Raw genomic sequence first — 24,960 nt, forward strand, 5'->3', positions numbered from 1 at the left:
ACGTGAGAGTCACCAAAGCCCAGGCGCAGGCAAACCGCGAGCACATCGTCGAGACCGCTTCGGTGCTGTTTCGTGAGCGAGGTTTTGACGGTGTCGGCGTCGCGGATCTCATGGCGGCAGCCGGATTCACCCACGGCGGTTTCTACAAACACTTTGGCTCGAAGGCCGACCTGATGTCTGAAGCCTCGGCCAACAGCCTTGCGCGCTCGTTGGTCGGTGCCGAAACCCTCGATGTTCAGGGTTTCATCGACGCCTATGTGTCGAGAGAGCATCGGGACGGGCGGGGCAGCGGTTGCACCATGGCGGCGTTGTGCGGCGACGCAGCGCGCCAGTCTGACGAAGTGAAAACGGCGTTTGCCGACGGCATCGAGCGCACGCTGCAGACGCTCGGCGACAAGTACCCGACAGGGCCCGACGCGGCATCTGACGCGGGGCGAGTGAAAATGATCGACATGCTGGCGCGCGCAGTTGGCGCGATTATTTTGTCGCGGGCCTGCCCGGATGATTCTGCCCTGGCCGATGAAATACTCGCGGTGTGTCACGCTGAAATGACCGCGTCATTGCTGATGTCTGCCGACAGTGCAGAAGTATCTGGTTGATCGGTATTGTCCTTTTTGAGTGGACGGTGAAACGCTTTTCAGCCGATTTATCCCGTCCCTGTGCGTCAGTAATCTGTACCCAACTTGAACGCAACAACAAATTAAAAAACTCAAAAGGGAAGCAGACCATGACCACTCCAACCTACAACCGCCTCAACAAAGACGACGCCATCGTGCTGCTGGTCGACCACCAGACCGGCCTGATTTCTCTGGTGCAGGACTTCTCGCCAAACGAGTTCAAGAACAACGTGCTGGCCCTGGCCGATCTGGCCAAATTCTTCGAACTGCCGACCATCCTCACCACCAGTTTCGAACAAGGCCCGAACGGCCCGTTGGTGCCAGAGTTGAAAGAAATGTTCCCGGACGCGCCGTACATCGCTCGCCCAGGTCAAATCAACGCGTGGGACAACGAAGACTTCGTCAAAGCGATCAAGGCCACCGGTCGCAAGCAGATCATCATTGCCGGAGTGGTAACGGATGTCTGCGTAGCGTTCCCGACCTTGTCGGCGCTGGCGGAAGGGTTTGAGGTGTTTGTGGTGACTGATGCGTCCGGCACCTTCAATACCACTGTGCAACAAGCCGCGTGGAGCCGTATGACTCAGGCCGGTGCGCAGATGATGAACTGGTTCTCGGTGGCGTGTGAGCTGCACCGCGACTGGCGCAACGATATTGAAGGGCTGGGTAACTTGCTGTCGCAGCGGATTCCTAACTATCGCAATCTGATGAACAGCTACTCGGCGCTGACCGCTCAGCAGAAGTAAGCCGATGCGACCAAACAAAGGCCTGCCATGAAAAGCAGGCTTTTTGTTCATCGCGAAGTCAGACCCCGGAATTCAACAGCGACACCACGGCGAGCGCGGATCATTCAAGAGGCGTTGCTCGATACACTTTATAAAGTCGCTGAACCTCGGGATCATCCAGGCTCCTATAGATGATCCCTTCCTTGTCCAGTCCATCCAGACCCTTTATTCCGCCAATCATTGCCGGCCATTCATCGCGGCTGGAAATATCGATGACGAAGGGGACCAGATAACCATCCAGATGGCCTGCGAAAGGTTCTCGAGTTTCGTCGGCGAGTGCTCGCAGGTAGTCGTCTTTGTTGGTTTTTGACCAGTCGATGGCGAACCGGGTCCGATAGCACAACTCCATGTAGATGAGCAGGATTGTGCGGCCATTGCCATCCAGAAACGGGTGGGCGGACGCCAACTGGCCCATTACTTCGCCGGGGCGCTGACGAAAACGTTTTTGTTTGCTGCGAGTTCGAAGGCTTATTCCACGGATCTTTTGATCAGGTCAGGACGTTCGAATATCGTGTGATGCGGATCATCTTTCGACCCTTTGAATACTGCGAGGTGGGGGACCAGTTCATTTCAGTCTTTTCCTGCCCACGGATAAAAACCGGAGAACAGGATTTCGTGGGTCTTGAGGACCGCTTTGTAGTCGATGGGTTTTTTCTTGGCGAGATAGGCAAGGGCATCTTCGATAATGGCTTCGAAGGAGAGATGCTCGGACTCTTTGATTTCAAGAGGGTCTTTCAGTTTGAGCGAGTTTTGAAGATAACCTTCAGTCTCGAAATCGCCGAAGGGGTCGAAAGTCATGCGCTAAGTTGTCTCTTGCAACGCCTTTTCTCTTGGAGGTAGCGTCCTTGAAGGGCCATGATTTCTGCTTTGTTGAGAACACCTTTACGTTTGAGATTGACGAGCAATTGCTCAATCCCATCCAGCTCGACAGCATCGCCTGCCAGACGAGTAATGGTCACAGCCATGCAGCTCATGCTGTCACGCTCAGCGGTAACCTTATGCTTTTGGGCGAGTTTGCGAACTTCGCTCGCAACGTCGCCCTTGGCTGGACTAGTCATTTGAACCCCTCGTTTTCTCTCTCAAAGCACAGCATGGCGCCGGCTCTGTAAGTTTTCCAGCAGGCCCCGGCTGTCAGCACGAACATTTCGGGTTGACTGCGAAACGCCTTTCAACCGATTTACTACTTGTTCAGCGTTACACCAGCGCCCAATCATCACGAAACTGCAACAGAAAATCGACAAACGCCCGCACCCGTTGCGGCACATACCGGCCGTGCGGGTAGAGCAAGGTGTAAGGTCGCGAGCGCCCGGCGTACGGCTGAAGAACCTCGACCAGGCTGCCGTCGGCCAGCTCTTTTTCGACAATGAACTTGTACGTCTGGAAGACCCCGGCACCATGTTTGGCCAGGGTGACGCCGCCGAGCACATCATCGGAGCAGGAATAACCTCCGTCGGAAATCACTTCCCGATCATCGCCGTTTTCCTGGAACAGCCAGGAGATCCGCCGTCCGCTGCTGGGCAGTTCGAACTGAATGCATTCGTGTTGCACCAGATCGTCCAGTGTCTTCGGTGTGCCAGCCTTTTTCAGATACTCGGGAGAGGCGACCACCACCAGTTTTGCATCCTCCAGCAGGCGCGCGACCATGGTCGAGTCCGGTTGGGCGCGCACGCGGATCGCCAGATCGTAGCCTTCGCCGACGAAGTCGATATTGCGGTTGCCCAAATGGATATCAACGGTAACGTCGGGGTAGAGCGCGCGAAATTTCGGCAGCAACGGCAGGATGCGGTGATGGCCGTAAGTGGTGGGTAGGCTGATGCGCAACAGCCCTGAGGGTGACGACTGTGCGCCCATGACCTCTTGTTGCGCTTCGACCAGTTGCGTCAGGGCTTGGCTGCACTGGACGAAAAAGTTTCTGCCAGCCTCGGTCAAACGAATGCTGCGCGTGGTTCGGGCAAACAAGCGTGAACCCAAGCGCTGTTCCAGACGCAGAATCGAGCGGCTCACCGCTGCGGGTGTCACCCCCGCGAGCTGGGCGGCGGCGGTGAAACTGCCGGCTTCAGCGGCGAGGCAGAAGAGTTCGATGCTGCCTAATTGCAAGTCTTCAAAGTGGCGCTTCATGGGATAAGCCTGAGGGTCAACTGACGGTTCATTCTCAGGCTTATCTCATGAAGCGGCACCGCCGGTACACACCGGCGGCGCTGCGGGGAGGTATCAATGACCAGCGCTCTGGCCACCGTCGACATGGAGGATTTCGCCGGTCACGAACTTCGCACTGTCCAGGTAAAGGATCGCTTGCACGATGTCGTCGATCTCACCCATATGCCCAACCGGGTGCAGGCTGCCGAGGGCGGCGTGCGTCTCTTCGCCGTGCATCGGCGTTTTGATGATGCCGGGCGACACCGCGTTGACCCGAATGCCGCGCTTGGCGTACTCGATGGCCAGCGATTTGGTCGCCGCGTTGATACCACCTTTGGTCAGCGAAGCGAGCACTGACGGTACGCCGTCAATCGCGTGATCGACCAAACTGGTGGTGACGCTGACGATATGGCCGCTGGCGTTTTTCTCCATTTCGGCGATGGCCAATTGCGAGATGTGGAAGAAGCCGCTCATGTTGGTCGCCACCACTTGTGCGTAGTCTTCTTTGCTGTATTCGGTGAAAGGCTTGGCGACGAAAATCCCGGCGTTATTCACCAGCGTGTCGATACGACCGAAACGTGCAACGGCTTCGCGGATCACCCGCTCGGCGGTCTGCGGGTCGGCGATGTCACCGGCGACGGCGAGAATATCCGGGTCAGTGGACGGTTTGATCGAACGGGAGGTCGCGACAACCTGATAGCCGCGCTCACGGAAACCCTTGACCAGGCCTGCGCCAATGCCTTGCGAAGCGCCGGTAATCACAACAACTTTGTTGGACGTGCTCATGATGTTTCCTCATGCAATCTGGATGGTTTGAATAAACGGATTTCGTAGGTCAGGCGTGAGCCGCAACCTGTGCTGCCTGACGTAACGCGTGCTGGTAATAAGCGACGGACTGGGAGCCGGGGATGACCTGTTTGTCGTCGATCACCATGGCCGGAACCGAGTCGATGCCGCTTTGCTGGTAAAACCGTTCAAGTTCGCGCACGGCCTGGCTGAACTCAGCGTTGGCCAGAACCTCTTGCGCACGCTCGCTGTCGAGCCCGATTGCGCCTGCCAGCATCACCAGCGTGGCGTGGTCATTCGGGTTCATGCCGTCGGTGAAGTAGGCCTTGAGCAAGGCTTGTTTCAACTCACGCTGACGTCCTTGTGTGGCGGACCCGAACAGCAGTCGATGGGCATCAAAGGTGTTGTGGAAGTGGCTGCGCTTTTCCAGGTCGAAGTGAAAACCGATCTGCTCGCCGCGTTCGATGATCATTGCGTTGCGATCCGCCACTTGCTCAGCGCTGCGCCCGTATTTGCGCATCATGTGCTCGATGGCGCGTTCACCTTCGGCGGGCATGTCGGGGTTCAGTTCGAACGGTTTGTAGGTCAGTTCCACATCGACTTCGCCCGCCAGATTCTTGATCGCTTGCTCCAGAGCGGTGGCGCCCAATGCGCACCAAGGGCAAACGACATCCGAGACGAAATCGATTTTCACGGTGCGGTTCACGACTGCGAATCCGCTAACTGCTGGCGATACTCGGTGGTGGTGATGCCGACATAACCCCAGTTATCGGTGTCGACTTCTTCGATCACGATGTGGGTGAGTTTCGGGTCTTTGTGCAGAACCCGCTGCATCGTTTCGGTGATCTCCTTGATGACCTGGGCTTTCTGTTCCCGGGTCACGCCGTCACGGGTGATACGTACGCTGATGAAAGGCATTTGGGGTATCTCCAGTCGCTGGCCCGTCGGAGTGATGGGCGGCTGTTGGAGAGGACTTTAAGAGGCAGGGGAGAATTGATAAATGGGGCTTGAGGTACATCATTTGTGATGTGGTGTATCAAATGAGGGCGCGCGAGCAGTCATCCTGTGCACGTGCTATCTCAGTGCGAAACGCTGGCGCTCAGGCCAGCAGCTCGGTAATCCAGCGTGTCTGTTGTTTGAGGTCTTGCAGCTTTTGTTCTGGCAGGCTTTGTTGCGCATGGGCGAGCTGGCTGAGCGTCTTTTGCTTATGGTGAAGTTTGTGCTGCCATTTGCGCAAAAACTCGGGGCTGCGGGCCTGCATCTGCAATGGGCCGAAGTACAGTTCCTGGTCGGTATAGGTCACCGGTTCAGCGCGTTCGGCCACGATGATTTCGTAGTCGAAACGGTTTTCCCGCAGCAGCTCTTCGCTGAGGATGCGGTAGCCGTTTTCCATCAGCCACTGGCGCAACGGTTGTTCGCCGCCGTTGGGTTGCAGGATCAGGCGTTCCTTGCCGCTCAAACGGGTCTTGCCGCTGTCGAGGATGTCGCGGATGGTTTCACCGCCCATGCCGCAGACGCTGATGGCGGTGATGCCGTCGTCAGGTTTGATTGCTGCCAGACCATCGGCCCGGCGCACACTGATGTGCTGCTGCAAATCGTTTTCGCGCACAGTGCGTTCAGCCGCGTGGAACGGCGTCGACGCGACTTCGCCAGCCACGGCCGCGCTGATCAGACCACGGCGCATCAGGGCCACCGGCAGATAACCATGATCCGAGCCGATATCCGCCAGCCGTGCTCCGGGAGGTACGTGGGCAGCCACGCGCTGAAGGCGCATGGACAATGTCTGTTCGTTCAACGGCAACCCCTTGATGGCAGGCAAAGGGGTGCGACTCTGGCGAGCAACGCCGGGCCTGTCAAATCCCGGCGACGGAATTCAATGGCCCATTGACTGCGCTGAACGGCCAATGGGCGCTGAGGCTTAGCCAGCCAACGTCGCGTTGTCGATCACGAAACGATATTTCACATCGCCCTTGAGCATGCGTTCATAGGCATCGTTGATCTGGTCGGCGCGGATCAGTTCGATATCGGAAACGATGCCGTGCTCGGCGCAGAAGTCGAGCATTTCCTGAGTCTCAGGGATACCGCCGATCATCGAGCCGGCAATTGTGCGACGCTTCATGATCAGGTTGAACACGTTCGGTGACGGGTGCGAGGTGGCCGGGGCACCGACCAGCGTCAATGCACCATCGCGCTTGAGCAGCACGAGGAATGCATCGAGATCGTGCGGCGCCGCGACGGTGTTGAGGATCAGGTCGAAACTCTTGGCGTGCGCGGCCATTTCTTCGGCATTGCGCGACACCACCACTTCATCGGCACCCAACGCCTTGGCCGCTTCGCGTTTGGATTCGGAGGTGGTGAACGCGACAACGTGCGCGCCCAAGGCGTGGGCCAGTTTGATGCCCATGTGACCGAGGCCGCCGATGCCGACCACGCCGACTTTCTTGCCCGGTCCCGCATTCCAATGACGCAGTGGCGAGTAAGTGGTGATGCCAGCACACAGCAGCGGCGCGACGGCGGCCAGTTGCGCTTCGGGATGGCGAATACGCAGGACGTAGCGTTCATGCACGACGATGTTTTGCGAATAGCCGCCCAGTGTCCAGCCCGGTGCGTCCGGGGTCGGGAAGTTGTAGGTGCCGATCATGCCGTCGCAGTAGTTTTCCAGCCCGCTTTCGCAGTCATCGCAATGTTTGCAGCTGTCGACGATGCAACCGACGCCGACCAGATCACCGACCTTGTAGTCCGCGACATGCGCGCCGACGGCCGAAACGCGACCGACGATTTCGTGCCCCGGTACGCACGGGAATTGCGTGCCGGCCCATTCCGCGCGCACCTGGTGCAGATCGGAATGGCAGATGCCACAGAACGCGATGTCGATTTGCACATCATGAGCGGCCGGCGCGCGGCGCGTGATCTGCATCGGCTCAAGGGGTTTGTCGCCCGCGTGGGCACCGTAGGCTTGTACAAGCATGGGAACATCCTCGATCGGTTGGTCGTAGGGCATTGTTCCTTTTCCAGCGCTGCGGGCACTAGCGCATTCCTGTGCAATCCTTGCCTGATCCTGTGCGTTGTTGTGACATTGCGCGGACAGACGCTCGTGGCGTTTGCAGGTAATCTCCCGGTTCACTGACGACAACAAAATCAAAACAGGAGTCATTGATGCAACCAATCCGTCTCGGTCTGGTGGGATACGGCAAGATCGCCCAGGATCAACACGTCCCGGCAATCCTCGCCAATCCCGCTTTCCAGTTGGTCTCCGTCGCCACCCAAGGCAAGCCTTGTGCTGGCGTGGAAAATTTCCAATCGTTGAGTGAGTTGCTGGAAAACGGCCCGCTGGTGGATGCGATTGCCTTCTGCACGCCGCCGCAAGGTCGTTTTGCGCTGGTGCAGCAAGCACTGGCCGCCGGCAAACACGTACTGGTGGAAAAGCCGCCGTGTGCCACCTTGGGCGAAGCGCTGGCCTTGGTCGATCAGGCTGCCGAGCAGGGCGTCAGTGCCTTGTTTGCCTGGCATTCACGCTATGCGCCTGGCATCGAGGCTGCCCGCGACTGGCTCGCTTCGCGCACGCTGCAAAGCGTGCAGATCGACTGGAAAGAAGACGTGCGCAAATGGCACCCCGGGCAGACCTGGATCTGGCAACCCGGCGGCCTCGGCGTATTCGATCCGGGCATCAATGCTTTGTCGATCGTCACTCATCTGCTCAAGTTGCCGCTGTTTGTCGAATCGGCTGAACTGCGTGTACCGAACAACTGCCAGTCACCGATTGCTGCGTCGATCAAAATGGCTGATGCGCGACGCCTCGATGTGCGCGCGGAGTTTGATTTTGACCATGGCCATGATGAGCTGTGGAGCATCGAGGTGCGTTGCGCTGAAGGGGTTTTGCGCCTGGATAACGGCGGCGCGTTGTTGAGCATCGACGGCGTGCGCCAGGCTGTGTCGGAGGAGGGTGAGTACGCAGCGGTGTATCGGCATTTTCAGCAGTTGATTGACGACAAGGCCAGTGACCTGGATGTGCAGCCGTTACGGTTGGTGGCGGACAGTTTTTTTGTCGGCAGTCGGGTGTTGGTTGAGGCGTTTTACGATTAGCGGGGCGGGCAACGTATCCAGTCAATCGCTCTTTGCTTGTTTTACCTTTAACGCTCTATTGAAGACAGAACTGCGGGAACTGAAAAGCTCCCGCAGTCTGAATTTCTACTTAGCGATTGGCTTCGGCCAGACCTGCCTCAATGAAACGTACTGAGCTCTCCATTGCCTGTTGACCTTCTGGCAGCATGGCAGAGTAGAAGTGCCAGGCGTGGAACATGGCAGGCCATACCTCGAGATTGACTCGGACACGGTTGTCCGCCAGGTGGGTGGCAAGCCGCATCGCGTCACTCAGCATCAATTCGTTCTCGCCAATCTGTACCAGAATAGGTGGGAGTCCAGTGACGTCCGCGAAAACTGGCGATGCCAGAGGATGGTTGGCGAGTGTCTCGCCAAGGAATGTTCTAGCAAGAATATCCAGAACAGGCTTGGAATTCAGCGGATCCAGGCCCTCGCGGTTGCTCATAGAGGCGCCGGTGTGTTCGAGGTTTGCCCAAGGCGAGATCGAAGAACCCACCGCAGGTAACGCAAGTCCTTTGGATTTGGCAGCCACCATCACGCTTACAACCATTGCGCCGCCAGCCGACTCGCCGGAAAACGCGATTTTTTCAGCCGGGATTTTCTGCTCAAGCAACCACTCGTAGGCGCGCAGTGTGTCGTCGATGGAGGCGGGGAATTTGTGCTCCGGGGCCAGGCGGTAGTCAGGCATGTATACACGAGCACCCAGCATCTTCGCGTAGTTGCCACCTATGCCGTGGTAGCCATCTGGACGGCCGACAATGTACGCGCCGCCATGGATGTACATCACAACTGCGTCGGTCTTGACTTCATCGGGTGTCACCAGGGTCCCTGGAACACCGCCCATGTCGACTGCTTCGAACCTGACGCCGGTGGGCGCTGGATTTTGCGCGAGCATTCTTGCGTAGGAGTCGCGGATATCGCTCATTTTCGTGGTGGTATCAATTCCTTTCAGCACAGGTACCAAATCGCTCAGGCTGTTGGCCCAGGTTTGAACGGCTGCTTTTACTTTCGTATTCATAGTGATCTCGCTTGAAGGAGGGCATTGGATTGGCTAATTGAGATACTATTCTCTTGATTGGGGAATAGGGTTCCCCATAGCAAGTGCCGTGGCGCCCGAACGTTGAGCGAGTGAGAAAGTATGGAAATTCATAACCTGAACGATATCGCGGCTTTCGTGGGGTCGGTAAATGCCGGAAGCTTTACCGCAGCTGCCAAGCAATTAGGTCTCACTCGTTCGGCAGTGGGTAAATCGATTGTCAGGCTGGAAGCCAGATTGCAAGTGCGGTTACTCAACCGCACAACCCGCAGTCTGAGCCTGACGGACGACGGGCATGTACTCTACGAGCGCTGTGTTGGCATCCTTCAAGATCTTGACGATGTCGAGGATGCACTGGCGTTTCGTCGCTCGACACCCAGTGGGCGATTGCGTATGAGTTTGCCGGTCGCGCTGGGTAGGCTTCACGTTCTCCCCCACATCGAATGCTGTCTGAAGGACTGGCCTTCGCTAAGTGTCGACGTTACGTTTTCCGACCGACTGGTAGACCTCATTGATGAGGGGTTTGACCTGGCCATGCGTATTGGCCCGCCCAAAGAGGATTCTCGATTGCTGACACGCACCGTGGCGTACCAGCAGATGATCACCTGTGCTTCACCCCAATATCTGGCTGAGCATCCACGGCCGCAAACGCCCGAAGAACTGTCCACGCACGAATGTCTGCATTTCGTCAGCGGGGGACGATTACTTCCATGGAATTTTCGAGTAGACGGCCAAGCGGTTGCCTTCACTCAAGGTGGGCGGCTACAGATGGACAGCGCGGAAGCGCTGCACGAGTGCGCGATGGCGGGCTTGGGTATTGCGACACTGCCGTCGTACGTGGTGAGCCACCAACTACGCAGCGGCAAGCTTATTCAACTGCTCGAGGAATATGCTGAGGCAGCAGAACCCATCCGTATCATCTATCCCAGCAAGCGACACCTTTCTCCCAAGATCCGACTGTTCATCGATAAGCTCCTGGACGCGTGGTCGCCTTGCCCTCCGTGGGAACAATGTCCGGTTGATGATATTGGCGCTTTATGAAAAGGGCGGCTTATGCTCCCGGCGGAGCGGATAGTTGCAATGTCGTCAGGAGCGCTGAAAGAAGCATTGCAACCGATCACTCGGGTGCATACGCTCAACTGCATCTGCACCCGCCGTTCAGAAACGATCGAGTCTGAAGCGTTCATCTGCCGTCAGATCTATAGCCTGATGCGTCGTTGCCGGCCGAGCCATCCGCACCACCATCTCCGCCGTCACCGCCGCTTGCGTCAGCCCCAGATGCTGATGCCCAAAAGCAAGCAACACCTTACCTCCACAGACCCGATCAATCACCGGCAATGAATCCGGCAACGACGGTCGAAAACCCATCCACGGCGTCGCCGCTTCAGCATTCAAATCTTTGCGAAACAAACCCTGACTCAACCGATGCAACTGCCACGCGCGTTCCATGCTCGGTGGTTTTTCCAGACCGGCGAACTCGACGGTGCCGGCCAGGCGCAAGCCTTCGGACATCGGCGTCATGATGAACTTGCGTTCCAGCGAGGTGACGGGGAAGGGCAGTCGATCGTGTTCCTGCGGCAGCATCAGGTGATAACCGCGCTCGGTGTCCAGCGGTACTTTTTTGCCGGTGAGGGCGGCGGTGAGTTTCGCCGAGTGTGCGCCGCAGGCGATCAGCACGCGGCTTGCAGTCAGAGCGCCATTGCCGGTGATCAGCGCAACGCCGTGTTCCTGCACGTAGCCGCCCTGAACCTGTTGCTGGACAAAACTCACACCACTGGCCTTGGCCGCGTCGACCAGTTCACAGACCACGCGATAGGGATCGATGAAATGCCCGGTGCGCGGGAAGAACAAGCCGCCCTGAATCTGTTCGCTGAGTTGCGGCGCGGTGTCGCGTATGCCGTTGGCTTGCCAGTAGTCGACCGGCACCTGCTGCTGATGCAGTCGAGTCTGTAATGCCTGGATTGCCTGACGCGATTCGGGGCGTTCGAACACCAACAGCGAACCATCGATCTTCAGCAAGTCCGACCGCTGGATATCGGCGAGCAAGCGCTGCCAAGCCTCCAGGCTGCTTTCATTGAGCGCGCGCAAACCTGCCACGGTGTTCTGAAACGGCGTCGGGCGCAGATTCAGCAGCAGGCGGGTGAACCATGGCAAGGCGCGCGGCAGGTACTTCCAGTCCACCCGCAGCGGCCCCATCGGGTCCATCAGCATGGCCGGCAGGCGCTTGAGGATGGACGCGTCTGCAATCGGAAACACCTGCTCGGTCGCCAGATGCCCGGCGTTACCGAACGAGGCGCCATGGCCGGGTTGCTGCTGATCGATGACGACCACGCGCAACCCTTGGCGAGCCAGGCGCAGTGCGCAGGCGACGCCGATGATGCCGGCGCCGACTACAGCGATGTCGTGGGAGACGTTATTGGTCATGGTGCTGCGCTTCCCTTTGCCCATCGAGCAGACGCCGCAATTGCAACGGATTGGCCTGCTTCAGTGCGGTCGGCAACAAGCTGTCCGGGAAGTCCTGATAGCAGACCGGGCGCAGGAAGCGCAGGATCGCCGCTGTACCGACGGATGTCGTGCGCGAGTCGGACGTTGCCGGAAACGGCCCGCCATGCACCATTGCGTCACACACCTCGACGCCGGTGGGCCAGCCATTGACCAGCAAGCGGCCGGCCTTGCGTTCCAGCGTCGGCAGCAAAGCAAGCGCCTGTTGCAGGTCTTGGTCATCCAGATGCAATGTCGCGGTCAACTGGCCCTCCAGATGTTCGGTGACCTGACGGATTTCAGCTTCACTGCTGCATTGCACAATCAACGCAGTTGCACCGAAGGCTTCGGCTTGCAGGCGGTGATCGGCGAGAAAGTCGGCGGCCTCGGTCACGAATACACGGGCCTGACATTGGTTCGGGCCGGTGCCTCTCTGACCAACACCGGCGATGATCGCGCTGGTATTCTCGGCCAGTGCATTCACGGCAGACTCGTAAGCACTGAAAATGCCCGGTGTCAGCATCGTCTGCGCCGGACTGCGTTGAATGAGTTCGGTGGTGGCGCCAATGAACCGCTCCAGTGCTGGTCCTTTCAACGCGATCACTAATCCCGGATTGGTGCAGAACTGACCCGCACCCAGTGTCAGCGACGCCACAAACCCTTCAGCCAACGCCTGCGTGCGATTGTCCAGCGCCGCTGGAAACAGCAGCACCGGATTGATCGAACTCATTTCCGCGTACACCGGAATCGGTTCGGGCCGCGCTTGCGCCGCTTGAATCAACGCCAGACCGCCGCTGCGCGAACCGGTGAAACCCACCGCTTTGATCCGTGGATCAGTGACCAGCGCAATGCCCACTTCGCGGCCGGAACCGTACAGCAACGAAAACACGCCTTCCGGCAAACCACAGGCTTTTACCGCCCGAGCGACCGCGCGGCCAACCAGCTCGCTGGTGCCGGGATGCGCACTGTGCGCCTTGACGATCACCGGGCAACCGGCGGCCAGTGCTGAAGCGGTGTCACCGCCCGCGACTGAAAACGCCAGGGGAAAATTGCTCGCACCAAATACCGCGACCGGCCCCAGCGCGATTTGGCGCTGACGCAGATCCGAGCGCGGCATCGGTTGGCGTTGCGGCTGCGCGCTATCGACGCGTACATCCAGCCATTCACCGGCACGCACCGTGCCGGCGAACATTCTTAATTGTTGGCAAGTACGTCCGCGTTCACCCTGCAGTCGAGGTCGCGGCAGTCCGGTTTCCGCGTGGGCGCGGTCGATCAGTTCATCGCCGAGGGCTTCGATTTCTTCGGCAATGCTTTCCAGGAATTCGGCGCGGACATTCAGCGCTGTCTCGCGATAAATAGCGAACGCGGCCCAGGCTAGGCCGCAGGCCTGATCGACATGCTCGGCCGATCCACCGGCATACCCCGGTTCCAGCGCTTCATTCGTGGCCGGATTGATCCCGCGAATAGTCTCGCGATTGCCCGCAATGAATTGCTGCCCAATCAGCATTTGGCCCGTCAGAGTCATGGTGTCTTCCTGATGAAAAGGGAAATGCCTGCCGCGTAGCACGACGCATCGCGGCAGGTGAGGCTGAGGTGTCAGGCGAAGTTCTGTTCCGCCGACCAGTTCTCGTACCAGTGACGGAACAGCGAATACTGCTTCTCTGCATAACGCCGTTGCGAATCGCTCAACGCATCGGTTTCGTTGAAATGCAGGGTGTATTCCTTATCGCCGTTGAGCACCATCAGGTGCTTGTAATACAGCACCAGATCGCAGCCCTCATCGAACGACGACAACACCGCCAGCGCCGATTCCAGTTCCCGCGCCTGACGACGGGCCTTGGCGTCACCCTTGGCCGCTTGCTTGCTTAGCGCCACCAGTTGCAGTACTTCGCGGGGCAGAGCGTTGCCGATGCCGGTGATGGCGCCGGTGGCGTTGCAGTTGACGAAACCGTGCACCACTTGCGTGTCGACGCCGACCATCAAGGTCACGTCATCGTCCTTGGAGGTGATGTTTTCGGCGGCGTAACGCAGGTCGGCGCCACCGCCGAATTCCTTGAAGCCGATCAGGTTCGGGTACTCGCGGCGCAGTTCGAAGAACAGATCGGCGCGGGTGGCGAAGCCGTAGTAAGGGCTGTTGTAGATCACTGCTGGCAGGTTCGGCGCGGCTTGCAGAATCGCTGCGAAGTGGGCTTTTTGCGCGGCCGGCGAAGCACCACGGGACAGTACACGCGGAATCACCATCAAACCCTGCGCGCCGACTTTCGCCGCGTGCGCTGCATGGGAAACCGCTTCACGGGAATTCACCGCGCCGGTGCCGACAATCGTTGGAATTCCGGCGGCAACCAAGCGCGCTACGCCTTCCTGACGCTCGGTCTCGGTGAGCAGCGGCCAGTCGCCCATCGAGCCGCAATACACCACGGCGCTCATGCCGATGTCGATCAGCTCGCGACCCTTGGCCACCAGCGCGTCGAAGTCCGGTTTGCGCTGGGCGGTGCACGGGGTCATCAGGGCCGGCATGCAACCGGTGAAGATGTTGTCGCTCATTGTTTTAACTCCTTGGCACATCATTCAAATTGCGGTGAAAAGTCTGCGCGGTGGCTCAGATGCCCCAGGCGAACGGGTCGGCTTCGTCGATCAGCAAGGTGCTGTCGGCGGTCATGTAGGCGCGGCCAGTGATGAACGGGCGAATGCGCTCGCCCTCCCATTCGAAGCGGCCTTCGAACTGGCTGCCGGTGATGCTCGCCTGCATCCAGGTCGCGCCGGGTTGCAGCTTGTCGTCGGCGGCCAGACAGGCGAGTTTGGCGCTGGTGCCGGTGCCGCACGGGGAGCGGTCGTAGGCTTTGCCGGGGCACATGACGAAGTTGCGGCTGTCGGCCCGATCGTCATCTGCGAACAGTTCGATGTGATCGATGACGGCACCGTCTTCGCCGAAAATGCCTTGGTCTTCGAGAGCCTTGAGCATCGCCCAGGTGTACGCCGTAAGATGTTCGACGTTGTCCATGGTCAGCGTCTGGCCGTGCTCGGAAATCAGGAAGAACCAGTTGCCGCCATAGGCGATGTCGCCCAACACGCGGCCGTAACCCGGCACGTCCACCGGCACGTGTTTGCGGTGGCGATAAGCGGGGACGTTGCCCAAGGTGACAGCTCCGTTGTCATGCAACGTGGCGCTGACCGGGCCAACAGGGGTGTCGATTTTGTGCACGCCCGGTTCGATTTTTCCCAGGTACTGCAATGAATTGATCAAGCCGATGGTGCCGTGGCCGCACATGCCCAGATAGCCGGCGTTGTTGAAGAAAATCACTCCGCAAGTGGCGTCCGGCGAGACCGGCTCGCAATACAATGCGCCCACCAGCACATCGTTGCCGCGCGGTTCCAGCAGGCAGGCACGGCGCCATTGATCATGCAGAGTGCGTAGCGCATCGCGTTTTTCCACCATGCTGTTGCCGGGCAGATCGGGGAAGCCGTTCATCACCAGGCGCGTCGGTTCACCGCCGGTGTGGGAATCGATGACGTGTAGTTCTTTCATGGATAGATTTCCGTCAGGTGATTTCAGTAGGCACCGGCAGGGCGCGCAGCCACGCTTGAGGCGGGGGCGGCGACTTCGCTTTCCTCATCGTCCTCTTCCAGACGCAGCAGATGCGCCGGTACGCCCGTCGCGGCGCCCCAGTAATAAATGCCGGTGGCGCAAGCAGCGACGACGATGGTGTCGAACGGGTGAGCGAGGATGCCCAGGCCACCAAAGGTGCCGAGTTTCGATAGCACGATGGTTACCGCGTAGAAGGCGATCAACCACGCCGAGGAGCGCACCTGACGCGCCAGATTCAGGTGCGCGGTCGGCACAAAACGGCCGCACAGCAGATACACCACGAACATCAGGATTTGCAGGCCAAGCAGCCACGACACGGTGTTCCAGCCCGACCAATAGACGATCAGCGCGGCGATGATGAACGACACCGGCCCGAGCACGCCCATGCACTTGACCCGGAACGGGCGCGGCATGTCCGGCGCATTACGGCGCAGCGCGGCCACGGACACGGGTGCCACGGCGTAGCTCAACACCAGCGCAGCGGAAACCACGTTGATCAGTGCTTCCCACGACGGAAACGGCAAGGTCCAGAACACCGACAGGGCGAAGGTCAGCCACAGTGCCGGACGTGGGATGCCGGATTTTTCGTCGATGTGGGTGAAGACTTTGAAAAAGGTCCCGGTCTGCGCCCAGCCGTAGATCACGCGCGGGGTCGCGTTCATGTAGATGTTGCCGCAACCACTTGGCGAGATCACCGCGTCGGCGACCACCAGATAGGCCAGCCAACCCACGCCCAGTGCCAGTGCGATGTCGCGGTACGGCAGGGAAAATTCCTTGCTGATACCGGCCCAGCCATTGGCGAGCATTTCCGTCGGGATGCTGCCGAGAAAGGCCATTTGCAGCAGCACGTAAATCAGCGTCGACAGCAGCACCGAGAGGATCAGTGCGATGGGAATGGTGCGCTGTGGATTCTTCACTTCACTGGCCACCGAGATGATCGGAGTCAGCCCCAGGTAAGCGAAAATCACGCCACCCGCCGACACCGCCATTTCGATGCCGGACAAGCCGAACGGGGCGAAACCTTGCACATGGAAGTTGGCCGGTTTGAAGAAGGTGAACAGCACGCCTATCACTAGCAGCGGCACGATGAACTTGAACACACTGACCAGATTGTTGGCTTTGGCGAAGGTCTTCACGCTGCGGTAGTTGAGCAGGAAGAACACACAGAGCAGGCCGAACTGCACCATCCAGCCGAGGATCGTCGGATCGCCAGAGCCAGCCTTGGTCAGCTCGGGAAACCATGCCGCCGCGTATTGGCGCGAAGCAACCACTTCGATCGCCACCAGACTGGAAAACGCGATCAGGGTGATGAAGCCCATCAGGTAGCCGAGCAGTGGCCCGTGGGAGTAAACCGGATAACGCACCACGCCGCCTGCACGCGGTAATGCGGCGCCGAGTTCGCAATAGACGATGCCCAGCAACAACACGGCAAAACCGCCCAGCAGCCAGGAGAAAATCCCCGCCGGCCCGGCGATGGCGGACACATGACTGGCCGCGAACAACCAGCCGGAACCGAAGATCGCCCCGAGCCCGATAAACGTGAGGTCGATCAGTGAAAGCTGTTTTTTGAACTTGCCTTGGCCTGACATGGCATCGCCTTCTTGTGAGTTATTGGATAGGCAGTTGTGTCACTGGGACGGCCAGACTTTGAACTTGTCGACGCTGTGGCGATTGATGTTTTGCGGCGGCTTCGATGACGAAATCAGCACAATCGCGCTGGCGAAACGTGGCCCTCGACAGGTCTTGAACGATGCTGCAATCTGCACGCGAAGGTCGCATGGCGGGCGCTTCGTCCATCCACGTTACGAGGGGATTGTTTGATGCAGCAGGCTTTCTCGATCCTGTCTCAAGGCATTGATGGGCATCGTCCGCAGACACTGGAGGAACTCTTGGCCGGCGCCGCGCTGCTGTTGCCGATGCTTGATGTGATCCCCAACGCGGCGATTTTCATCAAGGATGTGCAGGCCCGTTACGTGCTCGCCAACCGCACGCTGGTGCAGCGCTGTGGCTTGAAGGATTTGCGCCCGCTGCTCGGCAAAACCAGCGCGCAGGTGTTCCCGGCGCAACTCGGGCCGGGCTACACCGAGCAGGATCGCAAGGTGCTGGAGGAGGGCTTTGTACTGGAGGATCAGCTGGAGCTGCATCTGTATGGCAGTCGCGAACCGGGTTGGTGCCTGACGCACAAGCAGCCGCTGTACAACCGTGACGGGGTGATCATTGGCTTGGCGGGGATTTCGGTGGACCTGCAATCGGCCAGTGAAACGCACCCGGCATTCGAGCGGCTGGCGGCTGTCGATGAGCACATTCGCGCGAATTTCAATCGCCGCGTGACCCTCGGTGAACTGACGCGAATCGCCGGTATTTCAGTCGCGCAACTGGAGCGCTACTGCAAACGCGTATTCCACCTGACGCCACGGCAGATGATCCAGAAAGTACGCCTCGAACACGCGCACCGATTGCTGCACACCGACTTGCCGATTACCGATGTGGCGCTGCAATGCGGTTATACCGATCACAGCGCTTTTACCCGCCAGTTCAAGGCCTCGACCGGGTTTACTCCGCGCGAGTATCGGCAGGCCACCTCACCCTGATGAAATGGTATTGAAGTGCTATGTAGGAGCTGCCGAAGGCTGCGATCTTTTGATCTTGATCTTAAAAAAAATCAAAAGATCGCAGCCTTCGGCAGCTCCTACGAGGGCGTTATGCCAGGACGGTCAGCCATGCCGAGAGTAGTAACAACAACGCGAGTGCTGCGTTCATCCGCTTGAACGCCTTTGGCGATCCCATCAACCGCGCACTGCCCACACCCAGCAACGCCCAGAACGTCATGCACGGCAGCGACACCAGCAGAAACGCCAGCGACAACACCAGCAGCCGCAGGGTTTTGTCGCCACCGCCGACAAACACGCTAACCACCGCCACGGCCATCATCCACACCTTGGGATTGACCAGTTGCAGCATGGCGGCGCCCAGCACGCTGAAACCTTCTTCCTGCGTATCGGTCGGGTCCAGCGACGGCGGTGCGCTGCGAAAGATCTGCCACGCCAGCCAGCTTAGCCAGAGCACACCGCCCCAGGCCATGGCTTGCTGTACACGCGGGTAGCGCAGCAAGGTTTCGCCGGCACCGAGGCCAACCACCAACACGATCAGGGCCGCCGCGGCGCAGGCGCCAAAAATGATCGGCAGCGTGGCGACCAAGCCTTGGCGCGAACTGTGGCTCAACACCAGAATATTGGTCGGCCCCGGTGTGATCGAAGCGACGAAAGCAAACAGCAGAAAGGGTAGTAATGACGCCATGATCCGGATTTCCTGAAAATGAACACAGGCATCCATGATCGCCAGTCGGCGTGCGTCAGTCTGGAAGGTTTGAGCAGCGCTTGCGGTAGTCGGCAGGGGTGAGTTGGTAGGCCCGGCGGAACCAGCGGCCGAGGTGACTCTGATCAGCAAAACCGAGCACGCTGGCGACCTGCGCCGGAGTTTCACCCCGGGCCAGCAACTGCCGCGCCTTGGCCAGCCGTAACTGGATCAGGTACGCGTGCGGCGCCAGGCCAAAGGCTGTCTTGAAGGCGCGGCTCAGACGAAAACGATCCACCCCACAGACTCGGGCGAGGTCATCGAGACCGATATCTTCGTAGGTGTGCGCGTGCAGATAATCCCGCGCCAGTTGCGCCACCAGCGGCAGGCGCGGATCGAAAACCTGCCGCTTGCGCCAGTCGAGATGGTGCGTGAGCGAGCCCAGCAATCCGTCGATGGCGGTCTGCCGGACGATGCGCAGATCGCCGTTATGCAAAGCATGGAAGGCCTGATTGATCGCTGTGGCCAAACGCGGATCCTGACTCAGCGTGTCGGCAAAGCCGGGCTGGCTGTCGGACGGTGCGTCATCGAATAGCGCATGCACTTCACGCTCAAGCCAATGCGGATCGAGGTAGAGCATCGAATAGGTAAAACCTTCCTCGGTCGGCGCTTGCCCATCGTGGATTTCCCCCGGCTCCAGCAGAAACACGTTGCCCGGCGTACTGCGATGGCGCACGCGACGACAATTGAACTGCTGTACACCTTGCTCGGTGACGCCGACGAGGAAGCTGTCATGCCAGTGCGGATCGTAGGCGTGCCCCTCGAAGTGAGCGCGAATCGACTCAATCCCGGTGTCGACATCCTGGGACAGTTCGATCCAGTTGCGTTTATCCACGAAGGCTCCAGAGTTCGCCATTGAAAGGTGCGGCCCCATAAAATACCGCGCAATGGTCATCCACGTTTAGAAGATTTGTGCAGGTGAGGGGGCTAGACTCTGTAGGTCACAACCCCTTTGGCGGCAGGTGAAATACGATGCTCAACCGATGCTCGCTCTGGGGCCTGCTCGCCTTGATCGGCCTAAGCCTGGCGCTGACCGCAGGCTGCTCCAGCCGAAAACACTATCCACCGTCGGGTGTTGGCGATGCCTGCTATGCCAAAGCCCTGCCGTCGGTCGGCGAGGGCGGTCTGGCCTGGGGTTCCAGTTTGAACATGGCGCGGCAGAAGTCGATGAACAACTGTATTCGTTATGCCGGGCGCTCCGGGGGGACGCCAGATACTTGCCAGGTAGTGTTGGCCAAGTGTCGATAGCTTTCTGTTGACATGGTTGCTTGAGGCAAATATATAGTTGCCTTAAGCAATCATCTGAGCATTCGTCATGTCCAGCATCCATCTTCTTGAGCAAGCCGACATCGTGCGCGGCTTCAATCGTTTTTACACCCATCAGATCGGCGTACTGCAGGAGCATCTGCTGCAAAGCGACTACTCGCTGACTGAGCTGCGCATTTTGTATGAATTGGCCTCGCGCGGTGACCTGACCAGCGCCGATCTGCGCCTGATGCTGGGGCTGGACGCCGGTTACATGAGTCGCATCATCAGCGGTTTCGAGAAGCGCGGCCTGATTCAGAAAGTCCCGTCTCCCACGGATGCCCGCGCTGCGCAATTGCACTTAACCGATCTGGGCCGTGAAATTCTGATTCCGCTGGAAAAGGCCTCCCGTGAACAGATCGTTGCCATGCTCGAACGATTGCCGGAGCCGCAGCAGAAACAACTGATCGGCGCGATGACGCTGATCCAGACGCTGCTGCAAGGCAACCAGGATTCAACCTACGTATTACGCGATCCGCAGCCCGGCGACATGGGCACGGTGATGCAGCAACAAGCGGCCCTGTATTCCCGTGAATACGGCTGGAATTCGGAGTTCGAAACACTGGTGGCTGAGGTGGTCGCCAAGTACCTGCGTGATTACGACCCGACAAGCGAGCGCTGCTGGATTGCGGAAAAGGACGGCAAGGTTATTGGCTCTGTGTTTATCGTCCGCCAGGACGCCACCACCGCCAAACTACGCATGCTCTACGTCGACGCCAGCGCGCGGGGCTTGGGCATTGGCAGCCGTCTGGTCGAGGAGTGCCTGCGTTTCGCCCGCCAGATTGGCTACCAGAAAATGACCTTGTGGACGACCAGTAACCTGACCGCTGCGCGCAAGATTTATCAGCAGGCCGGGTTTGAACTGGTGGAGGAAGAAGCGGTTAACAGCTTTGGCAAGGATCTGGTGAGTCAGACGTGGGCGCGGGCGCTGTGATCTGATTTTCATCGGCGGGTGCAGTGAAAAGGCAGACGAAAAAAAACCGCCTTTGCGGGGCGGTTCTTTTGTAAACCTTGGTTTGCGACCGAGGTTTGTTGCTTCACTAGCTGCTTTAACGTTCTCTCATGGTAAGAGCCTTTGTGCCCCCTTGCAAGGTTAAAGTTCGTATGAAACTGGTTGTTTGCGCTATTTCATTTCCAGAAAAAGCTGGCAGAAATAATGGTTAACAAATCAGAAAATTACTTTTCCTGAAAGCCTCTGAATGAAGGTTATGATGCGGGGGCTCACTTGTTCGAGCAGCGGTGAGGCCAGGCTGGTGACTAAACGGTTTCATGCCCTTTGACACGGTTTTGCACCCGTGCCGGAATGATGTTTCGGAGGGATTTCAACCGGCCGCCTCACTAGCTGCTTTAACGTGCAGGCTGAAGGCAAGCATGATCCGGTAAGTTTGCCGGAGGTTTGGCCCCCAGCCCTGGAGGCCAAAACGTATGAAGCTTTTGCTACGTACGCTGAGCCTTGTATGGAGATTGTTTAAAGCCTTTCGCTTTTACGAGTTCCTGCGAGACCACTTTGACGACCTGAAGTAACGGCTGTTGAGGTGGGAGAAGCCCGTTTCAGTTTCGACTGGAACGGGCTTTTTTTGTTTTTGAAGGCTGTCATAAGTAGGAGTTTTCTGCGTTGGGTTTTTTTGGCCTGTAGGGCATTTCTTCGGTAAGTGTAGGCGTTGTTCAAACCACTCTGTAATCCGCAAAAAGTGTTCGATTATCGAGCGCCCAAACCTTCGTCCAATTGCCCGCCCCAACACTCCGGCGTACTGTGAGTCGTGATGTCTGAAACCTCGTGATCCCAAAATAACGACAACAACGAGCAATGCCCCATGGACAGCCATCTGCTGAGCGATCGCAGCAGCGTGTTTCGTCACGCCGACCCTTATGCCGTGTCCGACTACGTCAACCAGCACGTCGGCCAGCACTTCATCGGCCTGTCCAGAACCACCCACCCGCAAGCCAGCCTCAACCACCGCAAACTCGCCGATCTCGATCTGGCGCGCATCAGCTATGGCGGCAGTGTGCGTGTGACCTCCGTGGCGCTGGAGACTGTTTACCATCTGCAAGTGCTGCTGCAAGGCAATTGCCTGTGGCGTGGGCACAAGCGCGAACAGCATCTGGTGCCCGGCGAGTTGCTGTTGATCAACCCCGATGATCCGGTGGATCTGACTTACTCGGATGATTGCGAGAAATTCATCCTTAAGGTGCCGGTCAGCGTGCTCGAATCGGTGTGCGACGAGCAGCGCTGGCAGCGTCCGGCAAGCGGTATCCGTTTCCTGCGCAATCACTATCGGCTGGATGAGCTGGAAGGCTTCACCAACCTGCTCGCGATGATCTGCCAGGAAGCCGAGGCCAGCGATCCGTTGCTGCGGGTGCAGGAGCATTACGCGCAGATCATCGGCAGCAAACTGATCTCGCTGATGAACACCAATGTCAGCCGTGAGTGCCTGAGCGCACCGAACGTAAGCTTCGAGCGCATCCTCGATTACATCGAACGCAACCTTAAACTGGATTTGCCCGCCGAACATCTGGCCGCACAGGCAAGCATGAGTCCACGTTCGCTGTACAGCTTGTTTGCACGCCAACTCGGCGCCACACCGATGCAATACATCCGCCAGCGCAAACTTGCGCGCATCCACACCTGCCTCAGCGATCCGAGCTGCCCGGTACGTAACCTCACCGAGCTGGCCCTGGACTACGGTTTCCTGCACCTCGGCCGCTTCTCCGAAAGCTATCGCCAACAGTACGGCGAACTGCCGTCGCAAACCTTCAAACGCCGCCACTAAAACACTGCGCTAACCCCTCCGAAATACGCCGAATCACCTGCCGCGCCATCCTGCACAAAACGGATAGCGATCTGCAGGATTCGGCTATTGCCCCGTGCATCGCCTCCCTAACCTGACCTGGCCTGAACAATAACAATGGAGGCCCCGGCCATGTCCCTGGGAATCGACTACCTCAATGCCATGCTTGAAGAAGACAAGGAGAAGGGCGCCTACCGCTGCAAGCGGGAGATGTTCACTGATCCGCGGCTGTTCGAACTGGAAATGGCGCACATCTTCGAAGGCAACTGGATTTACCTTGCCCATGAAAGCCAGATCCCCAACAACAACGATTTTCTGACCATCACCATGGGACGCCAGCCGATCTTTATCGCGCGTAACAAGGACGGTGTGCTCAATGCGTTCCTCAATGCCTGCAGCCATCGCGGCGCCATGCTCTGTCGGCACAAGTCCGGTAACCGCTCCAGTTACACCTGCCCATTCCACGGCTGGACCTTCAACAACAGCGGCAAACTGCTCAAGGTCAAAGACCCGAGTGAGGCCGGTTATCCTGCAGGCTTCAATTGCGAAGGCTCCCATGACCTGACCAAAGTCGCGCGTTTCGAATCCTATCGCGGCTTCCTGTTCGGCAGCCTGAATGCCGATGTGAAATCCCTCGCTGAACATCTGGGCGAGTCAGCGAAGATCATCGACATGATCGTCGATCAGTCGCCAGAAGGCCTGGAAGTGCTGCGCGGTTCCAGTTCCTACATCTACGAAGGCAACTGGAAACTCACCGCTGAAAACGGCGCCGACGGCTACCACGTCAGCTCGGTGCACTGGAACTACGCCGCCACCCAGAATCAGCGCCAACAGCGCGAAGCGGGCGAAGCGATCAAGACCATGAGCGCCGGCAGTTGGGCGAAGAAGGGCGGCGGTTTCTATTCGTTCGATCATGGCCACCTGTTGCTCTGGACTCGCTGGGCGAACCCCGAAGACCGTCCCGCTTACGAGCGCCGCGACGAACTCGCCCGGGATTTCGGTCAGGCCCGTGCCGACTGGATGATCGAAAACTCGCGCAATCTGTGCCTGTACCCCAACGTTTACTTGATGGATCAGTTCAGTTCGCAGATCCGTATCGCCCGGCCGATCTCGGTCGACAAGACCGAAATCACCATTTACTGCATCGCCCCCAAAGGCGAGAGCGCCGAGGCGCGCGCCAAACGCATTCGGCAGTACGAAGACTTCTTCAACGTCAGCGGCATGGCCACGCCGGATGACCTCGAAGAGTTTCGTTCGTGCCAGACCGGCTACGGCACCGGGCGCGGCTGGAACGACATGTCCCGGGGCGCGACCCACTGGGTTGAAGGCGCTGACGCTGCCGCCGAGGAAATCGACCTCAAACCACTGCTTTCAGGCATGCGCACCGAGGACGAAGGCCTGTTTGTACTGCAACACAAGTACTGGCAAGAAACGATGCTCAAAGCCGCTGCCAGCGAATCACAACTGATTCCTGTGGAGGCCGTGTGATGAGCAACCTCTACGACACCGTGCGTGACTTTCTCTATCGCGAAGCACGCTATCTCGATGACGGTCAGTGGGATCAATGGCTGGAGCTGTACGCCGCCGACGCGTCCTTCTGGATGCCGGCCTGGGACGACAACGACACCCTCACCGAAGACCCGCAAAGCGAAATCTCGCTGATCTGGTACGGCAACCGTGGCGGCCTCGAAGATCGCATCTTCCGGATCAAGACCGAGCGCTCCAGCGCGACCATCCCCGACACCCGAACTTCGCACAACCTGAGCAACATCGAAATCGTCGAGCACGGTGAAGGCCAGTGCCAGGTGCGTTTCAACTGGCACACCCTGAGCTTTCGCTACCAGGTCACCGACAGCTACTTCGGCAGCAGTTTCTACACCCTCGATCTGCGCGGCGAACAACCGCTGATCAAGGCGAAGAAAGTCGTGCTGAAAAACGATTACGTCCGTCAGGTCATCGACATCTATCACATCTAGTCGACACGGCG

25 protein-coding genes and 1 pseudogene are annotated in these 24,960 nt (G+C 58.7%); 10 read left to right on the forward strand and 16 right to left on the reverse strand.

The annotated features are described in order from the left end of the window. Positions 1–2 precede the first annotated feature (2 nt). On the forward strand, positions 3–599 hold the full coding sequence (locus tag FGA82_RS18935) for a TetR family transcriptional regulator (RefSeq protein ID WP_141128372.1): 597 nt from the start codon (positions 3–5) through the stop codon (positions 597–599). Positions 600–727: 128 nt separating this feature from the next. Beyond that, positions 728–1,360, forward strand: a complete 633-nt coding sequence (ycaC, locus tag FGA82_RS18940; protein ID WP_007915995.1) for an isochorismate family cysteine hydrolase YcaC — start codon at positions 728–730, stop codon at positions 1,358–1,360. 100 nt (positions 1,361–1,460) lie between these two features. On the opposite strand, the pseudogene FGA82_RS18945 reads toward ycaC, so the two are convergent. The 8 genes and pseudogenes from FGA82_RS18945 to FGA82_RS18980 all read right to left on the reverse strand — a co-directional run bounded on the left by FGA82_RS18945 (position 1,461) and on the right by FGA82_RS18980 (position 7,289). Further along, a pseudogene (locus tag FGA82_RS18945) lies at positions 1,461–2,197 on the reverse strand (Fic family protein). Continuing rightward, entirely contained in the window at positions 2,194–2,457 is a 264-nt protein-coding gene (locus tag FGA82_RS18950; RefSeq protein WP_141128237.1) for a hypothetical protein, read from the reverse strand. The pseudogene FGA82_RS18945 and the gene FGA82_RS18950 overlap by 4 nt, the downstream one beginning before the upstream one ends. Before the next feature lie 136 nt (positions 2,458–2,593). Further along, the gene (locus FGA82_RS18955) at positions 2,594–3,517 is read right to left on the reverse strand and encodes a LysR family transcriptional regulator (RefSeq protein ID WP_141128238.1); all 924 of its coding nucleotides are present in this window, start codon (positions 3,515–3,517) and stop codon (positions 2,594–2,596) included. Between the two features lie 93 nt (positions 3,518–3,610). After that, the gene (locus FGA82_RS18960) at positions 3,611–4,321 is read right to left on the reverse strand and encodes an SDR family NAD(P)-dependent oxidoreductase (RefSeq protein WP_141128239.1); all 711 of its coding nucleotides are present in this window, start codon (positions 4,319–4,321) and stop codon (positions 3,611–3,613) included. 49 nt (positions 4,322–4,370) lie between these two features. Then, positions 4,371–5,027: a DsbA family oxidoreductase gene (locus FGA82_RS18965; RefSeq protein ID WP_141128240.1), complete on the reverse strand. Its 657-nt coding sequence runs from the start codon at positions 5,025–5,027 to the stop codon at positions 4,371–4,373. Then, entirely contained in the window at positions 5,024–5,239 is a 216-nt protein-coding gene (locus FGA82_RS18970; protein ID WP_141128241.1) for a tautomerase family protein, read from the reverse strand. Before FGA82_RS18970 ends, FGA82_RS18965 begins: the two co-directional genes overlap by 4 nt. 181 nt (positions 5,240–5,420) lie before the next feature. Beyond that, positions 5,421–6,116: a tRNA (adenine(22)-N(1))-methyltransferase gene (locus tag FGA82_RS18975; protein ID WP_283242331.1), complete on the reverse strand. Its 696-nt coding sequence runs from the start codon at positions 6,114–6,116 to the stop codon at positions 5,421–5,423. Between the two features lie 123 nt (positions 6,117–6,239). Beyond that, on the reverse strand, positions 6,240–7,289 hold the full coding sequence (locus FGA82_RS18980) for an NAD(P)-dependent alcohol dehydrogenase (protein ID WP_141128243.1): 1,050 nt from the start codon (positions 7,287–7,289) through the stop codon (positions 6,240–6,242). 188 nt (positions 7,290–7,477) lie between these two features. Between FGA82_RS18980 and FGA82_RS18985 the strand changes: the two genes are divergently transcribed. Continuing rightward, the gene (locus FGA82_RS18985) at positions 7,478–8,404 is read left to right on the forward strand and encodes a Gfo/Idh/MocA family protein (RefSeq protein ID WP_141128244.1); all 927 of its coding nucleotides are present in this window, start codon (positions 7,478–7,480) and stop codon (positions 8,402–8,404) included. A gap of 109 nt (positions 8,405–8,513) precedes the next feature. Here the strand turns inward: FGA82_RS18985 and FGA82_RS18990 are convergent, their stop codons facing one another. Further along, positions 8,514–9,440, reverse strand: coding sequence for an alpha/beta hydrolase (locus FGA82_RS18990; RefSeq protein WP_171057309.1), 927 nt, complete (start codon positions 9,438–9,440; stop codon positions 8,514–8,516). A 120-nt stretch (positions 9,441–9,560) separates the two neighbouring features. On the opposite strand from FGA82_RS18990, the gene FGA82_RS18995 reads away from it, so the two are divergent. Next, entirely contained in the window at positions 9,561–10,499 is a 939-nt protein-coding gene (locus FGA82_RS18995) for a LysR family transcriptional regulator (protein WP_141128245.1), read from the forward strand. Positions 10,500–10,616: 117 nt separating this feature from the next. Here the strand turns inward: FGA82_RS18995 and FGA82_RS19000 are convergent, their stop codons facing one another. The 5 genes from FGA82_RS19000 to FGA82_RS19020 form a co-directional block, all read right to left on the reverse strand. Further along, the gene (locus FGA82_RS19000; protein ID WP_141128246.1) at positions 10,617–11,882 is read right to left on the reverse strand and encodes an NAD(P)/FAD-dependent oxidoreductase; all 1,266 of its coding nucleotides are present in this window, start codon (positions 11,880–11,882) and stop codon (positions 10,617–10,619) included. Beyond that, positions 11,872–13,464 carry an aldehyde dehydrogenase (NADP(+)) gene (locus FGA82_RS19005; RefSeq protein ID WP_141128247.1) on the reverse strand — a complete coding sequence of 531 codons (1,593 nt, stop codon included), beginning with the start codon at positions 13,462–13,464 and terminating at the stop codon, positions 11,872–11,874. The genes FGA82_RS19000 and FGA82_RS19005 overlap by 11 nt, the downstream gene beginning before the upstream one ends. A 71-nt stretch (positions 13,465–13,535) precedes the next feature. Then, positions 13,536–14,483 carry a dihydrodipicolinate synthase family protein gene (locus tag FGA82_RS19010; protein ID WP_141128248.1) on the reverse strand — a complete coding sequence of 316 codons (948 nt, stop codon included), beginning with the start codon at positions 14,481–14,483 and terminating at the stop codon, positions 13,536–13,538. Between the two features lie 55 nt (positions 14,484–14,538). Further along, positions 14,539–15,465, reverse strand: coding sequence for a 4-hydroxyproline epimerase (locus FGA82_RS19015; RefSeq protein WP_141128249.1), 927 nt, complete (start codon positions 15,463–15,465; stop codon positions 14,539–14,541). 23 nt (positions 15,466–15,488) lie between these two features. Next, positions 15,489–17,114 (reverse strand): APC family permease, encoded by a 1,626-nt coding sequence (locus tag FGA82_RS19020; RefSeq protein WP_141128250.1) that lies wholly within the window; start codon positions 17,112–17,114, stop codon positions 15,489–15,491. Between the two features lie 231 nt (positions 17,115–17,345). Between FGA82_RS19020 and FGA82_RS19025 the strand changes: the two genes are divergently transcribed. Next, positions 17,346–18,116, forward strand: coding sequence for an AraC family transcriptional regulator (locus tag FGA82_RS19025; protein ID WP_123593317.1), 771 nt, complete (start codon positions 17,346–17,348; stop codon positions 18,114–18,116). 109 nt (positions 18,117–18,225) lie between these two features. Here FGA82_RS19025 and FGA82_RS19030 read toward each other — a convergent pair whose 3' ends face one another. Together FGA82_RS19030 and FGA82_RS19035 are read right to left on the reverse strand one after the other, a co-directional pair. Beyond that, positions 18,226–18,822: a LysE family translocator gene (locus FGA82_RS19030; RefSeq protein ID WP_141128251.1), complete on the reverse strand. Its 597-nt coding sequence runs from the start codon at positions 18,820–18,822 to the stop codon at positions 18,226–18,228. A gap of 55 nt (positions 18,823–18,877) precedes the next feature. Beyond that, entirely contained in the window at positions 18,878–19,714 is an 837-nt protein-coding gene (locus FGA82_RS19035; RefSeq protein WP_141128252.1) for an AraC family transcriptional regulator, read from the reverse strand. 137 nt (positions 19,715–19,851) lie between these two features. Here FGA82_RS19035 and FGA82_RS19040 point away from each other — a divergent pair, with 137 nt between their 5' ends. From FGA82_RS19040 to benB, 5 genes are all read left to right on the forward strand, one after another. Then, positions 19,852–20,127, forward strand: a complete 276-nt coding sequence (locus FGA82_RS19040) for a hypothetical protein (RefSeq protein ID WP_141128253.1) — start codon at positions 19,852–19,854, stop codon at positions 20,125–20,127. 67 nt (positions 20,128–20,194) lie between these two features. Further along, entirely contained in the window at positions 20,195–21,118 is a 924-nt protein-coding gene (locus tag FGA82_RS19045) for a bifunctional helix-turn-helix transcriptional regulator/GNAT family N-acetyltransferase (protein WP_141128254.1), read from the forward strand. Positions 21,119–21,998: 880 nt separating this feature from the next. Further along, positions 21,999–22,955, forward strand: coding sequence for an AraC family transcriptional regulator (locus FGA82_RS19050; protein WP_141128255.1), 957 nt, complete (start codon positions 21,999–22,001; stop codon positions 22,953–22,955). Positions 22,956–23,105: 150 nt separating this feature from the next. After that, positions 23,106–24,461 carry a benzoate 1,2-dioxygenase large subunit gene (benA, locus tag FGA82_RS19055; protein WP_141128256.1) on the forward strand — a complete coding sequence of 452 codons (1,356 nt, stop codon included), beginning with the start codon at positions 23,106–23,108 and terminating at the stop codon, positions 24,459–24,461. Next, entirely contained in the window at positions 24,461–24,949 is a 489-nt protein-coding gene (gene benB, locus FGA82_RS19060; protein ID WP_141128257.1) for a benzoate 1,2-dioxygenase small subunit, read from the forward strand. Before benA ends, benB begins: the two co-directional genes overlap by 1 nt. Positions 24,950–24,960 lie beyond the last annotated feature (11 nt).

Origin of the sequence: Pseudomonas fluorescens, assembly GCF_005938625.1 — a bacterium.
Taxonomy (GTDB): domain Bacteria; phylum Pseudomonadota; class Gammaproteobacteria; order Pseudomonadales; family Pseudomonadaceae; genus Aquipseudomonas; species Aquipseudomonas fluorescens_BD.

Bases quoted from the DNA above. Each gene is read 5' to 3' on its own strand.
- benB (WP_141128257.1), top strand. From the start codon at position 24,461: ATGAGCAACCTCTACGACACCGTGCGTGACTTTCTCTATCGCGAAGCA.
- FGA82_RS19050 (WP_141128255.1), top strand. From the start codon at position 21,999: ATGGACAGCCATCTGCTGAGCGATCGCAGCAGCGTGTTTCGTCACGCC.
- benA (WP_141128256.1), top strand. From the start codon at position 23,106: ATGTCCCTGGGAATCGACTACCTCAATGCCATGCTTGAAGAAGACAAG.
- FGA82_RS19030 (WP_141128251.1), bottom strand. From the start codon at position 18,822: ATGGCGTCATTACTACCCTTTCTGCTGTTTGCTTTCGTCGCTTCGATC.
- FGA82_RS18995 (WP_141128245.1), top strand. From the start codon at position 9,561: ATGGAAATTCATAACCTGAACGATATCGCGGCTTTCGTGGGGTCGGTA.
- FGA82_RS19010 (WP_141128248.1), bottom strand. From the start codon at position 14,483: ATGAGCGACAACATCTTCACCGGTTGCATGCCGGCCCTGATGACCCCG.
- FGA82_RS18980 (WP_141128243.1), bottom strand. From the start codon at position 7,289: ATGCTTGTACAAGCCTACGGTGCCCACGCGGGCGACAAACCCCTTGAG.
- FGA82_RS19045 (WP_141128254.1), top strand. From the start codon at position 20,195: ATGTCCAGCATCCATCTTCTTGAGCAAGCCGACATCGTGCGCGGCTTC.
- FGA82_RS18970 (WP_141128241.1), bottom strand. From the start codon at position 5,239: ATGCCTTTCATCAGCGTACGTATCACCCGTGACGGCGTGACCCGGGAA.
- FGA82_RS18985 (WP_141128244.1), top strand. From the start codon at position 7,478: ATGCAACCAATCCGTCTCGGTCTGGTGGGATACGGCAAGATCGCCCAG.
- ycaC (WP_007915995.1), top strand. From the start codon at position 728: ATGACCACTCCAACCTACAACCGCCTCAACAAAGACGACGCCATCGTG.
- FGA82_RS19040 (WP_141128253.1), top strand. From the start codon at position 19,852: ATGCTCAACCGATGCTCGCTCTGGGGCCTGCTCGCCTTGATCGGCCTA.
- FGA82_RS19025 (WP_123593317.1), top strand. From the start codon at position 17,346: ATGCAGCAGGCTTTCTCGATCCTGTCTCAAGGCATTGATGGGCATCGT.
- FGA82_RS19020 (WP_141128250.1), bottom strand. From the start codon at position 17,114: ATGTCAGGCCAAGGCAAGTTCAAAAAACAGCTTTCACTGATCGACCTC.
- FGA82_RS18955 (WP_141128238.1), bottom strand. From the start codon at position 3,517: ATGAAGCGCCACTTTGAAGACTTGCAATTAGGCAGCATCGAACTCTTC.
- FGA82_RS18960 (WP_141128239.1), bottom strand. From the start codon at position 4,321: ATGAGCACGTCCAACAAAGTTGTTGTGATTACCGGCGCTTCGCAAGGC.
- FGA82_RS18950 (WP_141128237.1), bottom strand. From the start codon at position 2,457: ATGACTAGTCCAGCCAAGGGCGACGTTGCGAGCGAAGTTCGCAAACTC.
- FGA82_RS19005 (WP_141128247.1), bottom strand. From the start codon at position 13,464: ATGACTCTGACGGGCCAAATGCTGATTGGGCAGCAATTCATTGCGGGC.
- FGA82_RS18990 (WP_171057309.1), bottom strand. From the start codon at position 9,440: ATGAATACGAAAGTAAAAGCAGCCGTTCAAACCTGGGCCAACAGCCTG.
- FGA82_RS19015 (WP_141128249.1), bottom strand. From the start codon at position 15,465: ATGAAAGAACTACACGTCATCGATTCCCACACCGGCGGTGAACCGACG.
- FGA82_RS19000 (WP_141128246.1), bottom strand. From the start codon at position 11,882: ATGACCAATAACGTCTCCCACGACATCGCTGTAGTCGGCGCCGGCATC.